Here is a 20,176-nt window from a genome sequence, read left to right as displayed (position 1 = left end):
TGTTAGAATGTAAATTGGACACCGCACATATATGTATGTGGAGTCGGGAAAGAACAGAAGTTATAACCAGGAGTGAATGTTCCACCGGCATAGTCAACGTTATAACCGTGATAACCGGTAAATGTATAAATATTCTGTGCCGAGATATATGCACGCGCACCGGATATCATCCCTTTGAACCATTTGTCAGGTAAGTTGTAACCAAGTTCAATGTTGGCAATCTTCCAATATGCAGCATTCTGAATTTTGCGAGAACTGAAAATATCGTTCCATGCCAAAGAGGCATTGTTTGTTACATAAGTACGTGGAACATCTGAGATGTATGTCTGGCCATCACTAGAATATTGGTTGGCCTTTAGGATGGATACATCTTTGTTTCCCCATCCGTAACATGAATTAAGACTGTTATAAATATCGTCTGATACATGATAGTTAAGTGCTCCATAAGTAGAAATAGACAAATCGAAGTTCTTATATTCAAGACGCGCACTCAAACCGAAGTTAATCTTTGGCAGACCACTGCCCAGCACTACTTGGTCGTAAGCATCGATTTTACCATCAGGTTTACCGTCCGGACCACTTACATCCTTGTATAGACAATCGCCGATGTTGGCACCCTGCTGTGTAGCATGATTGTCCAAATCTGCTTGTGTACGGGCAATACCTTCGTAAACCCAACCGTAGAACTGGCCAACTTCATGACCTACATAAGTAGCATAAGCACCTGTTATATATGAATTAGTACCGAATCCTAAAGAAGTAACCTTATTCTTCAGTGTGCTCAAGTTGGCACTGATATCATACTTCAATGGATTGTCATGATTACGATAGGTGACAGAGAATTCAAAGCCACTGTTGTCCATTGAAGCGGCATTCATTGTAACACTTGTATTTGAAACACCTGCCTGTGTAGGAACTGGAACTCCGTAGAGCAAATCCTCTGAACGGTTTTTGTACCACTCTGCAGTAAACTCAACGCGATTGTTGAACATTGCAAGGTCAATACCGATATTGGTGGTCTTCTTCTTCTCCCATGCGATATTATCATTTACGTAGGTAGATATGGCAGAACCAGTAACAGGTGTGTTGTTGAAACTGTAAGTCATGTTGTTACGATTCATTGTAGCCATATACTGGTATTCACCAATATTCTCATTACCAAGCACACCATAGCTGGCGCGGACCTTGAACATATTTACGATATCGCGACTGATTGGGAAGAATTTTTCCTTGTCAAAGCGCCAACCTAATGATACTGAAGGGAATGTTCCCCAGCGAATATTTTTAGAAAGACGTGAACTACCATCACGACGGATGATTGCAGAGATCAGGTATTTCTCATCATAATTGTAATTAAGACGAGCAAGATAAGAAGCCAATGCATGCTTATATTCGTAAGATGAAGAATATGTTTTGGCTGCATTCTGAAGCTGCAAGAAATAAGGTTCAGAGAAGTTAACACCCCAGCCTGTAAGTGTATTGGTATTCTCCTCTTCGTATGTCTGGCCTAAAACAAGATTGATGTTGTGTAGTCCGATTGTACCATCGTAAGTAAGGGTATTCTCAATCAACGCATCGTTGTATGTACGCTCACCTTTTGTAAGACGCTCATTGCTCTTGTCTAAGTACACACGGTTACTCTGAATCCATGCAGATATCCAAGTATTGTCCTTGGCGTGTGTAGTACTATATGAAAGATTAATCTTGTAATTGAGGTGGTGGTTTTTACTGTCTAAGCCTATCATCTTTAATAAGTCAACATCTGCAGAACCGGTACCTACAAAGCGATCTACGATAGTATTACGTTTAAGCAGATTGTTTACCAACAAAGGATTGGACGCTGATATATCACCATGTATATTGTCATAATATACACCATAGCCGTATGCATCATAATTATAATTGCTAGCAGAACCAACCTTATCGTCAAGTACCCATGTAGATGAGTCATAAGCCTTAATAGTAGGTTGCATCAACAACGTTCCACGCAGTACGTTGGTAACATCACCATAAAGTCCCTGAACATACTCTGAAGAATTAGAAAGTCCCATATTGTCTTGTTTTGAGTGTGAGTAAACCGCACTGGTACGGAACTTAATAAATTTAGTTTCGAAAGTATTGTTGGCACGTGCATTATAACGCTCGTAGTTAGGACCGGCACCTTCAAGCGTACCCTTCTGCTGGAAGTAGTCAAGAGCTACATTATAAGTACTGCTAGCACTACCACCACTGAAGTTTACACTATGATTCTGTCTGATACCGGTTTTAAATACCTCATTGAACCAATCTGTGTTGGTATTATCCATAAAATGATATTTACCTGTACTGGCATCAAGGCTGTAACCTCCAGGTAAAGCCGTTTTAGAGTTTGCGCAAGCCTGACCAAGGTAATTACTATATTGATCAGCATTCATTACATCGTAAACACCACTTGAAATTTTATCAATACCAAAATAGCCGGAGTAGCCCACCTTCAAGGGTTGGTCTTTTTTACCGTTCTTTGTAGTAATGATAATCACACCGTTTGCAGCACGTGAACCATAAATAGCACCGGCAGAGGCATCCTTAAGCACTTGTATTGTGGCGATGTCATTAGGTGAAAAGTCACGGATAGAAGTACCCATAGGCACACCATCTATAACATATAGAGGTGCTGTACTTCCAAACGAACCGATACCACGCACTCTTACTGTAGGATCAGCACCAGGCTGACCATCTGTAGTAATCTGGACACCAGGTACCTTACCTTCAAGCATAGTAGAGATGTTAGAGTTTGACACCTTCTTCATCTCTTCTGCATTTACAATAGAAACGGAACCTGTCAGGTCAGCTTTCTTCTGTGTTCCGTAACCGACAACAACAACCTGATTAAGCATCAAGTCGTTAGGGGTGAGTTGAATCTGATCAATGATTGCGCGCCCACGTACGGCAACCTCGCTACCTTTATAACCAACATAGCTGACTAACAAAACAGAGTTAGCCGGAACATTTAGTTGGAAATTACCATCAAGATCAGTCACAGTTCCTACATTGGAACCTTTAGCCTTGACTGTTGCACCAATAAGAGGTTGTCCATCTTGGTCTACAACACGACTTTTTACATGAATGGTCTCTGTCTGTGTTACTGAAGCGAGCATGGGTAAAGGGCTTATTGTAAGACCTCCCATAAAACTCAGAACAAGCATCACTGAGAATAAATGTTTTCTCATCTTAATTGTTTTTAGTTATTAATGTTAATAGATTTAATGAAAATTTATGCCGCAAATATAGAAAAAGGGTAAAAACAGATGGTGGATAAAACAATCTATTAGGTGGACAAATGTATATTTAGGTGTATTTTTTACATTTATCCAATAATTCTAAAAGGCTTTGTTTACTAGTATTTTTCGTTAAAACACAATATCTTATTTTATAAAGACTGTGTGTTCTCACTACATGGTATCATTAACATCTATTTTTCTCTATAAAAATATATGTGTTAATCAATTACAAGCGTACCCACTAGTTTTAGTGGACACTAATGATAACATATATAATTCATTTTGTTCGTTGCAAGAACAAAATAACGACATTATTCATACAAACACTTTTTATAAAGAATAGAATCATTACCCTTTTCTTTATACGTAACTTTTTTATTATCATCAAATAGTTAAAAATTCCCTAAAAATTAGTTCAATTTCAAATTTATTATTATCTTTACCATCAGGTCAGAGATATTTTCAAACTTTGGCTATTACTACCAAGAATACAACAGAAGAATTTTCTCCGGCCAATTTTAGTATAATTCTATTTAGTTCGTAAAAGAGATGAAAAAAATAGTACTTATCAGACACGGCCAAAGCCAGTGGAACAAAGAAAACCGGTTTACAGGTTGGACAAATGTAGACTTGTCTCCTCAAGGTATTGAAGAGGCTGAAAATGCAGGAACTCTTTTAAAAAAAGAAGGCTATTCTTTCGATGTTGCTTACACCTCTTATTTAAAGAGAGCTGTAAAAACACTCAACTGTGTCCTTGATAAAATGGATGAAGACTGGATCCCTGTCTTTAAATCATGGAGACTGAACGAAAAGCACTACGGTTTCCTTCAAGGAATGAACAAGAGCGAAACCGCTGAAAAATATGGAGACAAACAGGTTCATATATGGCGCAGAAGTTTTGAGATAGCTCCCCAGCCTCTGGCAGAAGACGATTTGGATAATCCGCGGCACGACCCACGTTATGCCTCTGTTCCTCCTGAATATATTCCAAACACGGAATCCCTGAAAGACACGATAGAAAGAGTTATGCCTTACTGGGAGTGTGAAATTTTTCCTCATCTGATGAAGGTTGACAATATACTGGTCGTCGCCCATGGCAATAGTCTGCGGGGCATCGTGAAGCATCTAAAAGGTATTTCTGATGAAGCGATCAGTGATATGAATATTCCGACAGCAGTTCCTTATGTCTTTGAGTTTGATGACAACCTAAAAATTGTCCGTGACTTCTACTTGGGAAATCCGGAAGAAATCAAGCGCAAACAGGAAGCTGTTGCCAGACAAGGACTGGCAAAATAAACAGATACAGAGATGCCAGTTCTGTAAATAGATAAATAACAAAAGCTCTGTGTTTTAAAATAACAAGTTTAAAATAAAAAATTATGAATGCAATTCAATTAAAACAAATGACATCCGCAAAAGGATTCATTGCAGCACTAGATCAGAGTGGTGGCAGTACGCCAAAAGCCTTGAAGGGATATGGCGTTAATGAAGATGCGTGGACTACTGATGAAGAAATGTTCCAGCTTGTCCATCAGATGCGTACTAGGGTCATCAAGGCACCAGCCTTCAAAGGTGACAGAATCATCGCATCCATTTTGTTTGAGAACACGATGAACCGTAAGATTGACGATAAATATACCGCAGATTACCTTTGGGAAGAAAAGAAGGTAGTTCCTATCCTGAAAATAGATAAGGGACTAGCTGATTTGGAAAACGGTGTACAGGTAATGAAACCGATGCCTGATTTGGATGACCTACTGGAACAGGCACAGAAGAGACATATTTTTGGTACAAAGATGCGTTCTGTAATCAAGGAGGCAAATGAAGAAGGTATTAAAAAAGTTGTTGACCAGCAGTTTGAAATTGCCAAAAGAATCATTGCCTACGATCTTGTTCCTATCATCGAACCGGAAGTAGACATTCATGCTCCGGAAAAGACAAAATGTGAAGAACTCCTTAAAAAATATATAAAAGAGGAGCTGAAAGCGTTAGGTAAGGACCAGAAAGTAATATTCAAGTTAACCATTCCGAGCATTGACAACTTCTATGCTGACTTGATGAAAGATCCCCATGTTGTACGTGTTGTTGCGTTGTCCGGCGGATATTCACAAGATGAGGCCTGCGAAAAGCTAACACATAATCACGGAATGATCGCCAGCTTCTCCAGAGCCCTGCTGCAAGATTTAAGTATCAGCCAGTCTGATGCAGACTTTAATAAGATGCTGGAAGACTCTATTGAGAAAATATATCAGGCCTCGATACTGTAAGAACCTGCAAAAATTATTTTCCAGATCATTACAACAAGGAAAAATAGTTACTACTATAATATTTCCCCGAAAGTTCTTTTACTTTCGGGGAAATTCATTAACAGATTGACTGCAACTGTTTATACAGAATTTCAGGCAAGTCATTATTCTGAATTTGCACATAATTATGACATTAATCAATAATACACAATAAGTCCTATAAGATTGGGAAGTATTGTTTGCGCAATATGTTATTCACTCTTGTAGGTAGTTGGCGATGAACCATACTGACGTGTAAAACATCTGGTGAAATACTTAGGGTCATTAAAACCTACTTTATATGCTATTTCAGTGATGTTCCTGTTACCAGGATTTTTTATTATTATATCCTTGGCTATTCCTAGACGATAATTACGGATAAACTGACTTGTAGGAAGTCCGGTATTGGCAAATAACTTACGACTAAGCACAGCCCTACTCATCCCTATTTCATCAGCAAGTTCACCAACACCAAATTCGGAATTCATATAATTCTTTTCCAAAATAGCAATCACCTCGTCAATAAACGGTTTATTTTTCAGTTTCAACTCTTCCTTGTCTGCCTCAAAACTCTTTATCTTACTTTCATTTAATTTGCGCTGATTGTTAAGGATATCCTCTATACGTGACTGCAACTTATTAGGTTCGTCACTATCCCTTATGGCTTCCTCTATCGGGCGCATTAGTTTTTCTGCCTCACGTCGGCGCATTTCTGTTATGCGCCATTCATAAAGATACTTGGCTAGTACTGTGAATGCCAACAGCAATATTGAAACAAACCACCAGCTCTTCCAAAAATATGGAGCCACATTTACATCTATCGAAATAACTTCTCCTTTACCATTTGTAACAGCAGAAGAATATTTCACTTCAAACTTATAACTTCCAGAGGGCAGACTTGTATACCTCACACCATGCTCCCCTGGCTTCAACGGAATCCAATCATCCTCAAATCCCTTCATGCGATAACAGTAACCTCCACGGTTCTCATTACCATAGTTGAGCGAAGAAAAATCAATTGACAAAGACTTATCTCCCTCTCTAATGTTTATTTTTTGCGCAAGGGCTATATCCTCATCTATGAAACGACTTCCGGCATTTACTTCTTCATTGCCCACCATAAGTCTGGTAAATCTTAAATGTCCCTTATAAATAGCATCAGAGTTATCGCCCTTCAATATCGTAAGTCCCTTGTCACTTCCAAGATAAATTATTCCATCTGACGATTTCACTGCCGAGTTCCAATAGAACTGTGAAGATAATAGTCCGTCATTTGCTGAATAATTTGTAAACGTTTCTGTTTTCGGATTAAACTGCGAAAGACCGTTTTCCGTAGTTATCCACAACATGCCATTATTATCCTCGACAATACCCTTCACGGAATTATTTGCCAATCCATCCCTTAGAGTATATGCCTTGAAAGTCTCATGCCCGTCCTTGTCTATTATGCGCTTGTAGAGTCCGTATCCATTGCTACCCAACCACAGCGTACCATTACGAGTCTGACAGAAAGCACAAAGCTTATCTATTATACCACTATTGGGATCATCAAGTTTATTAGTGATATGCACATAATTAAATCTATGCAAGCGTCTTCCAGGTGACTTCAGATTGATTTTAACGACACCGGTCACACATCCTATCCACAGATATCCATATCTGTCAACTATAGAGCCAATAGAGCCTCGTATATCACGATTCCCTTTAAAAGGTTCAAACATAGTGTTAGTGTTCAGGTCATAAGCGAATATACCGTCATTGCTGCCTATCCACATTATATTATTATACTTATCATAAGCCAAAGCTCCGATAAAGTTCAGCAATGATTTATATTTCTGCGGTACATTAAGACGTGAAACGCTACTATGAGTATGTAGGTCAACAAGATTAAGGCCACCAGCCCATGTACCAACCCACAATCTACACTTTCCATCAACGGCAAGAGTTGATACACTGTTGTGGGATAATGCAGAATTAGCAGTCGTGAAATGCGTAAAAGAGCCATGTCCTCTTTCCATTCTGTTCAATCCACCTTCAACAGTTCCTGCCCAAAGTGTACCATTTGGTTCAACATACATTGCATTTAAAGCATTTGGAGACAGACTCGTCGCATCATCAGTATGTCTAAAGTTTTCCAGTATCAACTGTCTTGGAGCAAGTTTCACTATACCACCGGTCTCTGTTCCCACCCATAACAATCCATTTAGCGAATAGAGACAATTAATGAAATTACTGCTCAGCGGATTAATCTTGCTTGACATGTTCCAATGCGAGAAATCATCAGTTTCAGGATTATACATGTCTACACCGCAAAGCGTCCCGATAAGTAAATGATTATCGGCCGACAATGCTAATGCAGATATATAAGAATGAGAAAGAGCCTTCTGCCCTATTGTGTTTTTATATACCTTAACTTGTCTGTTGAGCATGTTATATCTCATCAGTCCAATATTTGTACCTATCCATATACTGCCTCGATAAGTCAAAATAGACGTGACATATACTCCAGGAAGATCTTTGAATGTTTTCGAAATATCCATGCGCACAATCTTATGATTCGATACAACAAGTCTATATAGTCCTCCATCAATGGCAGCCCACACAGAACCATCATTATTTATATCGGCAATGGCAATATCAGGAGTATTATTTTTATATCCAAATTTTATAATATCTTTTACATCTCCAGATTCATCAAATTCCACCCTGCATATATCATTTCTTCTTACGATCCAAATATATCCCTTACTGTCACAATACACCCTTACTGACATTTGGTTCATTATGCGCCTGAGTTCATCATTTTTACTCTTCGGTACAAGCGAATGCATGGTTTTAAGGTCTAGCACTTCTGTGCATTCCTCAAAACTGATCCAAAGGCGATGAAACCTGTCTTCAACAACGTTATGACAAGTGTTGCTCTTAAGCGACATTCCATCACTGCCAACTCCAAAATAACGATATGAGAACCCGTCATACCTCACCAACCCACCACCATGAGTGGAAATCCATATAAAGCCGAAACTGTCACTGTATATATCGTCAACAAAATTACTTGGAAGCCCGCTCAGCATATTTAGATAAGACATATTGCATCTATCAACGAAAGCAAACTGTGCAAACGCAGATATATAAACAAACATCGAAATAAAAAAGAAAAATAAGCGTTTCATTAGTATTATTTTATTTACCCATGCAAAGATATTATTTTATTTTGAAATAAGAAAAAAAGCCGTTTATATTTCTTTCTCATATATGTCAAATGCTCTATGATTTAGAATCTTTATAATCAAAAAAAACGTGCAGCTAAATGAGTTGCACGTTTTTTGTTATTTGTAATGACCATACTTTTCCAGACCATGGCAAAGTAAGCTAACCTACTTTACATATCATGAAAATATATTATTTCGTGTCATGGCATAACATCCTCCTCCTGTTAATGCTAGAGCAAGTGCCGGTAACAGATATAGCATTGGCAATTCGATTGCCCAACCGCCTTGAGGTGTTAGAGAGAAAATATCACCGGTGTGTACCATCAGTATAGCAATAATCATATTTACTACCATTGCTACGGCAGCAGCACGAGTCCATAATCCCAATACAATAAACATGGCGGCTACAAGTTCTACTAGCAGTGTTCCATAAGCTATAAATGAAGGTAATCCCATTGAAGCAAGCATATCACCGATAGGTCCAACACCATCTATTAATTTGGAGAATCCATGGAAAAGCATCAATCCTCCAGTTGACACACGCAGAACTAGAAGTCCTAAATCATTGTCTCTCATAAAATCTTTACTCAATTTCATAGTTGTCATTCTTTTTAATTATTAAAAAATCGCCATTTTATTTTTTTACTATCATAGCTGATAATTTTATCGTTCGGCGATAAATAAACGATTCAAAACTAAAATATATCACACTGACTGTAGCGTTATAATCTCCCAGCTTTGCGACAAAGATAAACATTATTATTATATTGTCAAGCTTTATAGGATAGTTTTTTATGCTATACCCAAAAATTGATTATCTGTGCACAAAAATATTATAATATGGAATTGCAGATGATCAGCTTCAATTAAGGCTTGAAGCATTTGGCGCCGTTCAAATCAAAGGACCTAAATGGTATGGAAAAACTACTACTGCAGAACAAATAGCAAATAGTGTTATCAATAAAAGCTTATTATTTTCAACAAAACACTTACGAAATAATTAACAAAGGCAAAACAGCAGTAAAATGATTCGTCCAAAATAAAGAGAATGGACTGTTTCCCAGAATAATTAGGAAGGAATTCTATTATTGTCGAACCCTCATTATATTTATTGATCAGCAGTAGAAGAAGTTATCTACACTGATTTATAAGCAGTCAAGAACTTCTAAAATGTTATTTTATCAGCAGTGAGATATGTATAAAGACATAGGCAAAAATATCAATCGGCAGAAAAACAGTCTTGTCCGAAAAGAAGAGAACCGCTAATACAAGACTCAGCATAAGGCAGTACGTAAAACCCTGACCAATGCCATCATTCATGCCGACTTTATGCTCAATGGCATACTGAAGGTTGAGAAGTATGACGACAGTTTTGTGTTCACAAATCCCAGTTTGCAGAAACTACCTACCGATCAGATTTATACCAAAAGAGAGTATAAAATCCGCAACCAACATAACCTAATTGAATATTTGAATAATCGCTATTGGAAGAGTTGATGTTAATCGTTATCTGTATTTCTTAATTTGATGTTTTTCTTATGCATATTATGGATTTATTAATTCTGTATTTAGCTTAAATGCATTAGGATCTACACTCATTTGGTATATTTTGATATTGGAATTCAAGCTCTTTGCGGTCTTAATAATATTCATTTTTATATCTTTATCAATGTTAACTCCCAAATAAACTGAATCAAAACATTCTAGGCCAATAGACGGATAAAATCTTATTTCTTTGTAATCTACAATTTCTTTATCGTCAAATTCTTTAGGGACTGCGTGTCGAATCATTTGAGATGGATCTGTTATAACTAAACGTTCCTCTTGCTCATGTTCCCAAGCCTTCGCCTTAGTGCACAATTGATAACTAAAGAGGTCTTCTTCACTTTGAAAATAGTCTGGTTTTTCAACAATATCCTTATATTTTACTTCAAAATTCAAGCATCCAAACATAACTTCTCCATATATTTGTGACAAATATAGATCTGCCTTTTCCATATCAATCCCTATACATATACCTTTATGGGCATTGTAATAACTCCACATTAATAAAGAATCGAACCTTTTTGATAGACTACATATCCAAGTTCTGTCTCTTTGTCTTATAAATCGGTTAGAACTAAGGTCTTCTATATCTTTTTGTGACCATATTTTACATCGCTCTTCCGGAACATGAGAGAATTCTATCAATGAAGGGTGGCAATCAAATGGGTCATTAAGCTTGGCTGCATTGGTAAACTGAAGATTATGATGTGATAACATCTTTAATCCTCCATCTGCATCTAAATATTTATATAATATTTCTACTGCCATCAATTAATTCAATTTTAATAAATCATCTAATTTTACCTCTCTTTTTGAGAGGAAACTATTTTTCACGCTAAGATGTTTACTATCCATTTTGTAAACATTATAGTTGTAACACAAAAATAATTGTTATTTTTGAAAATAACTAAATAATAAAGATAAATTTATAGTTATGATCAATAAAAAGACAAAAATATCAAATCCTAGAGACTACATTAACCCTTGATGGAAAATACTCCGTCCCCTCCTACCTCATACTCCACCTGCAATGAAAATTCCACAAAATTTCCATGAAAAAAAAGGAGATAAAATAGAAAGAGTAAAAAAATATACAGTCAAAACGTATTAAATAAAAATAAATGATTATTTTTGTAGTTCGATACATATAAAGACATAGACAAAGAAATCAATCTCCAGAAAACCGTCTTGTTTGAAAAAAGAGAATCGCAATAAGATGAAGGAACAGAATATACAAGAACTGCTTGCTAACGGCGAGCATGTAACTCTTGAATGTAAGAAAGCACAAACCTGCGTTCTGAATTCCTTATGGGAGACGTGTTCAGCTTTCGCCAATACGTATGATGGAAATTCTACTGAGCATACTTGAAAACAAGATAGAGAAAGACCTTCAAAAACGGTTCACGATTACAGGCGTAACCATGAGGGAGATTATCTTGCAAGGAGCATGAACTGATTTACCCCGTCCATTCAGAATAGAAGGGGGTCATCCGGAAAGATGACACGCCTCAGCATAAGGCAGTACGTGAAGCTTTGACCAATGCCATCATTCATGTCGACTTCATGCTCAATGGCATACTGAAGGTTGAGAAGTATGACGACCGTTTTGTGCTCACAAATCCCGGTTTGCTGAAACTCCCTATCGTTCAGATTTATGCCGAAGGAGAGTCTAAAGCCCGCAACCAACGCATGCAAGCCATGCTTCGCATGATAGGCTATGGAGAAAATCTTGCTTCCGGCTTTCCTCTTATCCTAGCGCATGGAACGAAAAGCATTGGCTAAAGCCTGAATTGGTTGAGCAGCCAGAACTAATGCAGGTAAAGCTGATCCTGCATATTGAGACAAAGAATGTCGTAAAAGATGTCGCAAAAGAAATATCTGATCGTCAGCGCATTATACTTGAATTACTACAAGACTCTCCAACATTAAGTGCTACAGAATTGTCACAAAAGACAGGAATGACATCAAGAACCATTCAACGCGATTTAGCAGACTTACAAGAAAAAGGTATCTTATCTCGTGAAGGTGGTCGTAAAGAAGGACGCTGGATTATGCTTAAAAAAATTAATTAGTATGGACAAACTATATATAAAATGAAATATCCCTACTATTTGAACCATAAGCAATTCTACCGAGGGGTATAATGCTATAAATTCAAATACATTTATTATGAAATTCAAGGAATCACAATATCTACATCAAGCACAATGTGCAAAGGAGCATCCTGAATATTTTGAGAACGACCTTCTTGGAGGAGTATTCCGTAAGAAGAAACAGCCTTTTGCCTTACAGAAAGACAAGGGAGAAAGAAATCTTTTTGAAAGTATCCGAATAGATACACTTACATACTTTAAAGAAAATGGAATATCATGGTGGAATGGGACATCTCCAACAAATCACATGCTATCGTCTCAGATCGCCTGTCTAAATCACCTATTTGCCATACGACATGATTATGATGCCGCAAAAGCTATAGCAGAAACTATTTCTGGATTTGAATTTGACAGTATACTCAAGGTACCTGATGATAAGGGAAAGCTTGGGTATATTGCATTTGAGGAGGTCAGTGGAATTCATAATTTTTTAAATGAAGGGAAACCGAGCAGAGGTTCAAACTGCACATCTATTGATGCTCTTCTGTTCGCAGAGAAAGACAATGAGAAATGGATTATCCCTATAGAATGGAAATATGTGGAACAATATTCAACTTTTGATAAGTCCAAGGGAAATCCTGGAAAGGTTAGAGTTAGTAGATACGCAGAACTCATAAATCAGTCGGAATATTTAAAGACACTATCTCCTATTGAGGGATCAATCTATTTTCAAGAACCTTTCTATCAACTAATGAGACAAACACTTTGGGCAGAGAATGAAATAAAGAGAGGTGATGTAAGATTTTCTGGTGCTAAACATTTCATCCATGCTCATGTTGTACCGAATGAAAACAAAGAACTCCTTCAAAGAAATTACCGGGTATCAGGATTAAAGATGGAGGATACATGGCGTGCGTGTCTTAAAAAAGATGTCTATAGACTAATTACGCCAAAAGATCTCTTCAAGTCTATCTGTAATAATCCCGTATTAAGTAAAAGATACAATAACCTAATTGAATATTTGAATAATCGCTATTAGTAAAATTTTCAAACATATTCTTTTAATAGCCAGCACTGATCATTATTGACACCACTGAAAAGAAACATTTCCTTTGTTTCTCATCCAAAGCCTATTCATGATCTTCGTTCACTTCTTCGAGAAACGCATATGCAGCATCCTCGAACAGTTTCTCGTCTGATTCATATTTATAGTTAGGATTAACTTCATTAAGATAACATCTAAGGAGACTGCGAGCGTCTTTGAAATAAGCCTTGTAACATACTTCCTTGCCATGAAGTCTTTTATGGTAATATATATATTTTGCAAACTTCGTCAAGGCATCCTCAGTAATCATACGATTGAATATACGTTTATCATCTTCCTTATCAGAATGATAAAACTTTATTCCAGCAAAATTCACCATACGTATTGCCTCAATAAGATTATCCAAAGAATAGTCATAATCATATCCTTTAGTCGATGGAGAAATTCTTATATGTATATCTTTCCGTTGGGTAAGGTAGTTTATATTAATATGGACATAATCCTCTCCTTTATGGGGCAAATCAAATCTTGCAACCATACCACAGTAAGCATTCTCCTCTAAATATACCTTCAAACGTGTTGTATTAGATTCAGCACCACGCTCATCTACACTATCGCTCAATAAATCTGCTGTTTCTGAGACTACCTCGAAAATTGTCAAGTTAGAGTGCCGATCTCTAACAGCTCTGAAAATATGGTTCAACACCATCTTCTCATTTTTATCCAGATTCGGAAATGTTAGCAAATCAAAGAAGGCTAACCACAATGCAAGATAATTGCACTGATTAGCATACTCTTGCATGATAAATTTGCAGCAAAGATCATAATCCTCTTTATCTTCATCCAACTTTTGAATGCAAACATCTTGAATGATACCAAGAAACTGTTTGAAGCCTTCCAAATCGATGAAGTTTGGACCGTAACGCTTGCGGTAATCAAATTCATTACCATAAAGGTTTAAGGAATAATATCCAGAGATAGCATTGTTTACCGCAATATAGTCTATATATATGGCCATAGAAATCGTATTTATCTCACTTAAAAAATTCAAGTCAGAGAGTTTCTGGAATGTTTCTTGCATTCTTGCAACATGAATACTTGTATCAAGCCTTAATAATAAATTATCCAAATGTTGAGCACAATAACGCACCACACCATATTCTTTAGTAGACACTCTGAAGAAATAATCAAGAGAATGCTTCTTGCATACCTCTACTAAATCAACTACGTTCTTTATGCCATCTGGCAATGTGAACTTTATATGAGATTCAAAGTCTTCAGAATATTCTTCAGCAATGACACATCTAACCAACTTTGCAAAAAGTTGTACTTGTACAATTGCAACATGCTCTGTAAACTCAAAGTTCATACTACTCGCTTCATCATAATTATATTCTAGCATTTTGATATATGTCTTTTTATCATCGTTCATATCACTCCACTATTTTCTGCACATCATTAAACACCTTACGTTCAAAATTATCGAACCCCTTTTGAAGTTGTTTCTTTTTTGAATCTTCTGCTACCTCGTAATAATCGATAATTTTCTGAGGAACACCAAAATCACTCACAATTCTTCCATTATGAGTATATGAATTATACTCAAACTTCATTAGAACGCTATCAATGCCAACAACTTTTTCAAATGGTGTATTTGTTGTTTTGCTTAAATAGTATTTATACATCAAATTAAAAGCTCCGAAATATTTTGTCACTTGATACTTCAATATGTGATATACAAATTCGGTAGATTCTCTTATTGCTGTATTAATATTTTTCTTTTGCTCATCTATTTTATATTTTATCATTCCAGGTAAACCTCCTTTCATATAGCTCAATATAATACCTGTAAGATAACAATGGTCTTCTTTCCTGCCTTTAATGAAAGAATCTATTTTAGAATTAACAGCAATTGGTGCTATCGTTTTGATAATTATTTCCAAAAGTTTTTTATCAAGAAACTTTTTCTGATTAAAATTTAAAATCAAATTCTTAATTTCCCTTTTATCTTCATCACTCAAATTAGCAACATTCTCATACACCGTCAATTTTTCATCCAAAGATAAAGCTTTTAACATATTCATGATATCATCAGGAATCCCCAATCTATTCTGTTTCTGCCTAGTAGAAATATATATATCTTTTTCTTTATCTGACAAATACTTATTTTCAGTATATGGAAAATCAATAGAAGTATGCTCTACATCTTTCCTAAAATAAAGATGTTCAAGTTTCTCACTATCCGATTCTATAATCTTCTTAAAGTTAGAATCCAAAATGATAACATTGCCACTATAGTGTGACATAAACCTTCCTGCTCGTCCCTCTATATTTTGAGCATCAAATTTTTTTAAATCCTTAGTACCTTTCATGCTGGAGGTAATAAGCACATTCTTAGCAGTTGTATTTACACCTTCTGTAATAGTAGTTGTCGCAATTAAAATCTTAATAATTCCTCTATTAAAAAAATCAATTATCTCCTTTTGTATATATTTCGGCACAAGGCCGTGGTGTATGGCTATTCCTTGTTCCAATGCGGTTATTTCAATCCACTGCCGTCCATCATGGTCTTTTGGATAATTAGCCTTAATATGTTCAATAAATTCTTTAAACTCATCAGGGGTATTATTAATATTAAGGAATGAAAAATTCTCTTTTATCAACTGTTTCACTTTATTTTCGGCATCACTCCTTGACTTTGAATATACTATTGCATTCTGATTCTTTTTAAGAATTTCACTAACCTCTCTCAAAAACATCTTTTTTGCATCTTTTATAATATATACAGATTGTTCAATTTTATTTACCAACTCTATTGAATTATAATTCAATGGCTTTATACCATATTTTGAGAAGAACCTAAACAGCGAAGATTTATCCCGTCCTTCCTCTGTTTGATGAATCTCTACATATGGGCCAGCAAGTAAAGCATCCGTATGAGCATCCTGCAATGCAAAATATAGTGCTATACGATAGGCAATATCCCTTTGGTCTTCTTTGCTCTCTTCATCTATAATAAATCCATTATCCAGTTTGTAAATTTCATCCACGAAGATAAAATCAAGACTTATATTTTTATTATTATCTATAAATGTAAGATATCTTTCAGGCGTATATAGAAAAATATTCCATTCTCCTTCGGGCTTGGAGTCACTCAATGTATGTATCTTATATTTTTCTCTAATCCATTCGTATTCATCATTACTATATATTTTAGCAAGGTTCTCTGTCATTAGAGCAATTGTAGGAAACATTAGTACGATATTTTTATATTTCATCTTGCGTATTATCTCATACACAAGATAGGTCTTACCAAACGAAGTGCTTGCTGAAAGAAAATATCTGTTAAGTTCCCTATGATGATAATGATCCAAAACGTTAATCTGATATCTATGTAAATACGAATCATTGTCAACATAATAGCTTGAGTTCTGCACTACATAGCCAAACACCAATTGATTTACATTTGGGATTTGTGGCACATCTTTATTAAAATGCGGCAGCATATCATAATATTGAGGTATACCAACTTTTGATGCCACATAATAAAGGAATTGCAGATCGGCATTCGAAAGTCCGTTAGCCTTCTCTTCATCAAAAAATTCGCACACGTCATGTATTATCTGAGGTGTTAACGAATCGTCATTTTGATTTAGCATTCTTACTATTTTGGCTGCACTTGCTGACTTATCCATTGTATTACAGTTTGTTTAATCGTTTTAGTGTCATTCACAGGCAACAATATGAAAAACAACTCGAAAGGAACCGATAATTTAATATTTAACGAAGCATATTTATTATTTGCATAATCTATCAATCCACTTATTGTTTCATTATAGTCCTTGTTTTTAATATTATTACAAATAACAAGCATGGGATAAACCAACCTCATGTTATATTTCTCAATTTCATCAACGACATTGATTGAAGGATTATCTTTCCAATCAGTTGCTATTCTTAATAATTCACTCTGCTGTATATTCCATTTATCAGCATCCTCATCAAAAATTGTAATTGCATTTTTGGAAAGGTAGCCGTCCGATAAAGAAGTAGAAACTTTCTCCAAAATACTTTTAATTGCAGCTTTACCATCAGCATAGAATTTAACTTCGCCAAACCAAAGTTCTACAAGATCAGGCGCATTTTGTATTAGATGAAAGCAATCGAATCCTTTTGTTTCAGCATTTTCAATCGGATGATAAAAGTATCCACGAGAAATCAGTGTTGACGTTTTATAGAATTTATTCAGCATTAAATGCAGTATAACTTCACCATAGAAACCATACTTCTCTTGTTCTTCTATGCTGGCATTCTTATCATATCGAATCTTCGCTTGCAACGCCCTTTTATGCAAAGGAGTCAAGCTATCAACATTTATATCATTATCGTTATAAGAATAATCTATAAGACCATTATAAATTGCATTGGCAAAATCATTATTATTGAGACCTTTATAACATTCATCTTTCCTCACTGAATTTTTATAAGGAGGTATTGATAATTGCATATTAGGTAACTGGTATCGAAAAGTAATAGCTTTCACGATTATATCTTCCAAGGTTTTTCGCATAGATTTATGTTTTAATTGACAATATAAGTTGTCTTAAATAATTACTTTTCAAATATTATCACTTCAATTTAACTGCAGAACTTGTTTCTGCACGAAACATGGAGTAAGTGTTGCAAAGATATTATATATCTTTGAACTTTCAAAATTACTTTTCTATTATTTCATTTTCGACCTCCTTCTTTTTATAAATAGTGTTAGTTCGACGAATTATAATCCATTGAAATAATGATATACAAACATTTTTCTTATCTTTGTACTTGATAATTTAGGGAATCTTTTATTTAGTACCGTGATTGCTATTAAAGAATAAAACACTTATGATCACCTGCGAGAGACTAAAAGGTGCATATAGCGAAGGAGAAGCTTTAGCTATATACAACGAAGTGAAACAATATGATGATTTTCTCGGCTTTGCCAAGGAATTCATGCACAACGAGGACTATCAAGTGGCTCGCAATGCGCTATGGGGACTGACCAAGGCTACCAATAAAGAATTATCCCCACTGCAAATAATCCTCGATGATCTCATCGACCTTGCTATGCAGACAGACAATTCATCCGTAAGACGCCTGTCGCTTAACCTAATAGAGAGATTGAAAATGGAGGAAGAAGATTTGAGAACCGACTTCCTCGACTTCTGTCTGGAACACATGTCAAGTATCGAAGAATATCCGGGTATTCAATCGCTCTGCATGAAACTCGCTTTCCGTATATGTAAATTCTATCCTGAGTTGATGGATGAGTTGAAACGCACCATAGAAGCAATGGAAATTGATTATTATAAACCAGCCGTGAAAAATATCAGGAGTAGAATACTTAACAAAAAAATAAAATAAAGATTTCGAAGCACGTAAAATAGTAATGCAATGAATCTAGAGCAAGTTAGAGAGTATTGCTTGGCACTCCCGGGCATAATAGAAGATTCGCCATACGATCCTGATATGATTGTATGTATGGAGATGGCTATTTAGCAACAGCTCGTACCCAACCATCCATCAATAGGAACTATTTAAAGAATGATTACTTTGACTTTTAAAGAATATTTTATACCTTTGCATTCAGAAAATTATCAAATAGGATGAAAAGAATAGTTATAAGCATACTTATATGTGGAGTTGCACTATTATGCAACGCACAAAGAGTTAAAGTTAAAAATTTTGAGTTAGAACCTTTTATTGGCGCTACGGTTGCTACATCTAATTTATCTAATTATAATAACGTAATAGGACCTGCCTTAGGATTTGAGTTTAGATGGAATTTAAAAGAACTTCCGCTGGATATTGGAGCTCAACTCTATATCGGAAGTGCTGTATATAATGGCAAAAATATAGGATATGATGACGATTTAAGTTGTCGTACTTTTGCATCAACAGCCTTTATAGACTATAATTTCAAAAAAGGCACTAAGATATCCCCATTTATCGGTTTAGGATTAAGTGCAAATACTTATAACATCGTTGAGGGAGATTACGACTATTCAAATAGTGATGATAATAACGGTATAGGTATCTGCCCAAGAGTAGGAATAGTATTTTTAAATCATCTACGTGCTACATTAACAGGACATTTTGGTAGCAAGATATATAATACGATAGGTTTTACTATCGGATACTCATTTGGAGCAGGAAAGAAAATCAGCCAAAGCAGATATTGACCTATGAAATGAAAGGATAAAGCAAGAGGTATAAAATAATATCATGAAACAATCAAAACTTATTATTACAATCTTATTAAGTACGATTACAATCATTTTTTCTTCATGTACAACCACAAAGGATGATGGTGATTGGGATCCTATGAAATTAACAAAGCAGGAAATAACATTTAATGCTAATGGAGGTGTAGACTCTATAAGAGTAAATAATTATTCTGTGATGTGGATGTCAAGAGTTTATGAAGGAGAAAGCAATAATCCAACCAAAGAATACCGTATAATAAATACAGCATATCAAGATGCGCAAGTGTTAAATGGAGATTGGTTTCAAGCTAGCGCTGATATCATGCCAAATAAGCAGAATTGGGCATACATTTACGTAAACAAGAACACATCCGGAAAAGATAGACAACTGACCATCACACTTACTTGTGGTGATATATTCAATGATATAAGTGTCAAACAATCTGCGGATATAAAGTGAAATATAAATTAGTAAACAGAATAATATA

At 35.6% G+C, this 20,176-nt stretch carries 16 protein-coding genes; 9 read left to right on the top strand and 7 right to left on the bottom strand.

All coding sequences use genetic code 11. The features are described 5' to 3' along the window. Positions 1–2 precede the first annotated feature (2 nt). Positions 3–3,209, bottom strand: coding sequence for a SusC/RagA family TonB-linked outer membrane protein (locus tag XYLOR_RS00140; RefSeq protein WP_036875869.1), 3,207 nt, complete (start codon positions 3,207–3,209; stop codon positions 3–5). 600 nt (positions 3,210–3,809) lie between these two features. On the opposite strand from XYLOR_RS00140, the gene gpmA reads away from it, so the two are divergent. Next, complete coding sequence (gene gpmA, locus XYLOR_RS00135) at positions 3,810–4,556, top strand: 2,3-diphosphoglycerate-dependent phosphoglycerate mutase (RefSeq protein WP_036875867.1); 747 nt, start codon at positions 3,810–3,812, stop codon at positions 4,554–4,556. Between the two features lie 83 nt (positions 4,557–4,639). Then, complete coding sequence (locus tag XYLOR_RS00130) at positions 4,640–5,527, top strand: fructose bisphosphate aldolase (protein ID WP_036875864.1); 888 nt, start codon at positions 4,640–4,642, stop codon at positions 5,525–5,527. A gap of 230 nt (positions 5,528–5,757) precedes the next feature. Here XYLOR_RS00130 and XYLOR_RS00125 read toward each other — a convergent pair whose 3' ends face one another. The 3 genes from XYLOR_RS00125 to XYLOR_RS00115 all read right to left on the bottom strand — a co-directional run bounded on the left by XYLOR_RS00125 (position 5,758) and on the right by XYLOR_RS00115 (position 11,070). After that, positions 5,758–8,718, bottom strand: coding sequence for a two-component regulator propeller domain-containing protein (locus XYLOR_RS00125; RefSeq protein ID WP_036875862.1), 2,961 nt, complete (start codon positions 8,716–8,718; stop codon positions 5,758–5,760). 216 nt (positions 8,719–8,934) lie between these two features. After that, positions 8,935–9,354 carry a DoxX family protein gene (locus XYLOR_RS00120; protein ID WP_036880377.1) on the bottom strand — a complete coding sequence of 140 codons (420 nt, stop codon included), beginning with the start codon at positions 9,352–9,354 and terminating at the stop codon, positions 8,935–8,937. A gap of 948 nt (positions 9,355–10,302) precedes the next feature. Then, the gene (locus XYLOR_RS00115) at positions 10,303–11,070 is read right to left on the bottom strand and encodes a DUF2971 domain-containing protein (protein ID WP_036875860.1); all 768 of its coding nucleotides are present in this window, start codon (positions 11,068–11,070) and stop codon (positions 10,303–10,305) included. A gap of 424 nt (positions 11,071–11,494) precedes the next feature. Here XYLOR_RS00115 and XYLOR_RS13880 point away from each other — a divergent pair, with 424 nt between their 5' ends. From XYLOR_RS13880 to XYLOR_RS00100, 4 genes are all read left to right on the top strand, one after another. Continuing rightward, positions 11,495–11,671: an AlbA family DNA-binding domain-containing protein gene (locus tag XYLOR_RS13880; RefSeq protein ID WP_245601922.1), complete on the top strand. Its 177-nt coding sequence runs from the start codon at positions 11,495–11,497 to the stop codon at positions 11,669–11,671. Positions 11,672–11,865: 194 nt separating this feature from the next. Continuing rightward, positions 11,866–12,084 carry an ATP-binding protein gene (locus XYLOR_RS13975; protein WP_051508796.1) on the top strand — a complete coding sequence of 73 codons (219 nt, stop codon included), beginning with the start codon at positions 11,866–11,868 and terminating at the stop codon, positions 12,082–12,084. A 29-nt stretch (positions 12,085–12,113) separates the two neighbouring features. Continuing rightward, entirely contained in the window at positions 12,114–12,374 is a 261-nt protein-coding gene (locus tag XYLOR_RS13970; protein ID WP_051508795.1) for an HTH domain-containing protein, read from the top strand. Between the two features lie 97 nt (positions 12,375–12,471). Beyond that, positions 12,472–13,434: a PGN_0703 family putative restriction endonuclease gene (locus XYLOR_RS00100; RefSeq protein WP_036875858.1), complete on the top strand. Its 963-nt coding sequence runs from the start codon at positions 12,472–12,474 to the stop codon at positions 13,432–13,434. Positions 13,435–13,525: 91 nt separating this feature from the next. Here XYLOR_RS00100 and XYLOR_RS00095 read toward each other — a convergent pair whose 3' ends face one another. The 3 genes from XYLOR_RS00095 to XYLOR_RS00085 are packed head-to-tail and all read right to left on the bottom strand — an operon-like array spanning position 13,526 to position 18,010. After that, entirely contained in the window at positions 13,526–14,872 is a 1,347-nt protein-coding gene (locus XYLOR_RS00095) for a hypothetical protein (protein WP_036875856.1), read from the bottom strand. A gap of 1 nt (position 14,873) precedes the next feature. Beyond that, the gene (locus XYLOR_RS00090; RefSeq protein WP_051508794.1) at positions 14,874–17,135 is read right to left on the bottom strand and encodes a helicase-related protein; all 2,262 of its coding nucleotides are present in this window, start codon (positions 17,133–17,135) and stop codon (positions 14,874–14,876) included. Further along, on the bottom strand, positions 17,105–18,010 hold the full coding sequence (locus XYLOR_RS00085) for a HamA C-terminal domain-containing protein (RefSeq protein ID WP_036875853.1): 906 nt from the start codon (positions 18,008–18,010) through the stop codon (positions 17,105–17,107). The genes XYLOR_RS00090 and XYLOR_RS00085 overlap by 31 nt, the downstream gene beginning before the upstream one ends. Positions 18,011–18,327: 317 nt before the next feature. Here XYLOR_RS00085 and XYLOR_RS00080 point away from each other — a divergent pair, with 317 nt between their 5' ends. The 3 genes from XYLOR_RS00080 (at position 18,328) to XYLOR_RS00070 (ending at position 20,148) form a co-directional block, all read left to right on the top strand. After that, positions 18,328–18,846 carry a HEAT-like fold family protein gene (locus XYLOR_RS00080; RefSeq protein WP_036875850.1) on the top strand — a complete coding sequence of 173 codons (519 nt, stop codon included), beginning with the start codon at positions 18,328–18,330 and terminating at the stop codon, positions 18,844–18,846. A 242-nt stretch (positions 18,847–19,088) separates the two neighbouring features. After that, a complete protein-coding gene (locus XYLOR_RS00075; RefSeq protein ID WP_036875849.1) occupies positions 19,089–19,664 on the top strand; it encodes a hypothetical protein in 576 nt (191 codons plus the stop codon). Between the two features lie 43 nt (positions 19,665–19,707). Then, positions 19,708–20,148, top strand: coding sequence for a hypothetical protein (locus XYLOR_RS00070; RefSeq protein WP_036875847.1), 441 nt, complete (start codon positions 19,708–19,710; stop codon positions 20,146–20,148). Positions 20,149–20,176 lie beyond the last annotated feature (28 nt).

This window comes from Xylanibacter oryzae DSM 17970 (assembly GCF_000585355.1).
GTDB classification, from domain to species: Bacteria; Bacteroidota; Bacteroidia; order Bacteroidales; family Bacteroidaceae; genus Prevotella; species Prevotella oryzae.
Note: the sequence above shows the minus strand (reverse complement) of the source record. Positions and strands in the feature narration are given on the sequence as shown.

Bases quoted from the DNA above. Each gene is read 5' to 3' on its own strand.
- XYLOR_RS00140 (WP_036875869.1), bottom strand. From the start codon at position 3,209: ATGAGAAAACATTTATTCTCAGTGATGCTTGTTCTGAGTTTTATGGGA.
- gpmA (WP_036875867.1), top strand. From the start codon at position 3,810: ATGAAAAAAATAGTACTTATCAGACACGGCCAAAGCCAGTGGAACAAA.
- XYLOR_RS00130 (WP_036875864.1), top strand. From the start codon at position 4,640: ATGAATGCAATTCAATTAAAACAAATGACATCCGCAAAAGGATTCATT.
- XYLOR_RS00125 (WP_036875862.1), bottom strand. From the start codon at position 8,718: ATGAAACGCTTATTTTTCTTTTTTATTTCGATGTTTGTTTATATATCT.
- XYLOR_RS00120 (WP_036880377.1), bottom strand. From the start codon at position 9,354: ATGAAATTGAGTAAAGATTTTATGAGAGACAATGATTTAGGACTTCTA.
- XYLOR_RS00115 (WP_036875860.1), bottom strand. From the start codon at position 11,070: ATGGCAGTAGAAATATTATATAAATATTTAGATGCAGATGGAGGATTA.
- XYLOR_RS13975 (WP_051508796.1), top strand. From the start codon at position 11,866: ATGCTCAATGGCATACTGAAGGTTGAGAAGTATGACGACCGTTTTGTG.
- XYLOR_RS13970 (WP_051508795.1), top strand. From the start codon at position 12,114: ATGCAGGTAAAGCTGATCCTGCATATTGAGACAAAGAATGTCGTAAAA.
- XYLOR_RS00100 (WP_036875858.1), top strand. From the start codon at position 12,472: ATGAAATTCAAGGAATCACAATATCTACATCAAGCACAATGTGCAAAG.
- XYLOR_RS00095 (WP_036875856.1), bottom strand. From the start codon at position 14,872: ATGAACGATGATAAAAAGACATATATCAAAATGCTAGAATATAATTAT.
- XYLOR_RS00090 (WP_051508794.1), bottom strand. From the start codon at position 17,135: ATGGATAAGTCAGCAAGTGCAGCCAAAATAGTAAGAATGCTAAATCAA.
- XYLOR_RS00085 (WP_036875853.1), bottom strand. From the start codon at position 18,010: ATGCGAAAAACCTTGGAAGATATAATCGTGAAAGCTATTACTTTTCGA.
- XYLOR_RS00080 (WP_036875850.1), top strand. From the start codon at position 18,328: ATGATCACCTGCGAGAGACTAAAAGGTGCATATAGCGAAGGAGAAGCT.
- XYLOR_RS00075 (WP_036875849.1), top strand. From the start codon at position 19,089: ATGAAAAGAATAGTTATAAGCATACTTATATGTGGAGTTGCACTATTA.
- XYLOR_RS00070 (WP_036875847.1), top strand. From the start codon at position 19,708: ATGAAACAATCAAAACTTATTATTACAATCTTATTAAGTACGATTACA.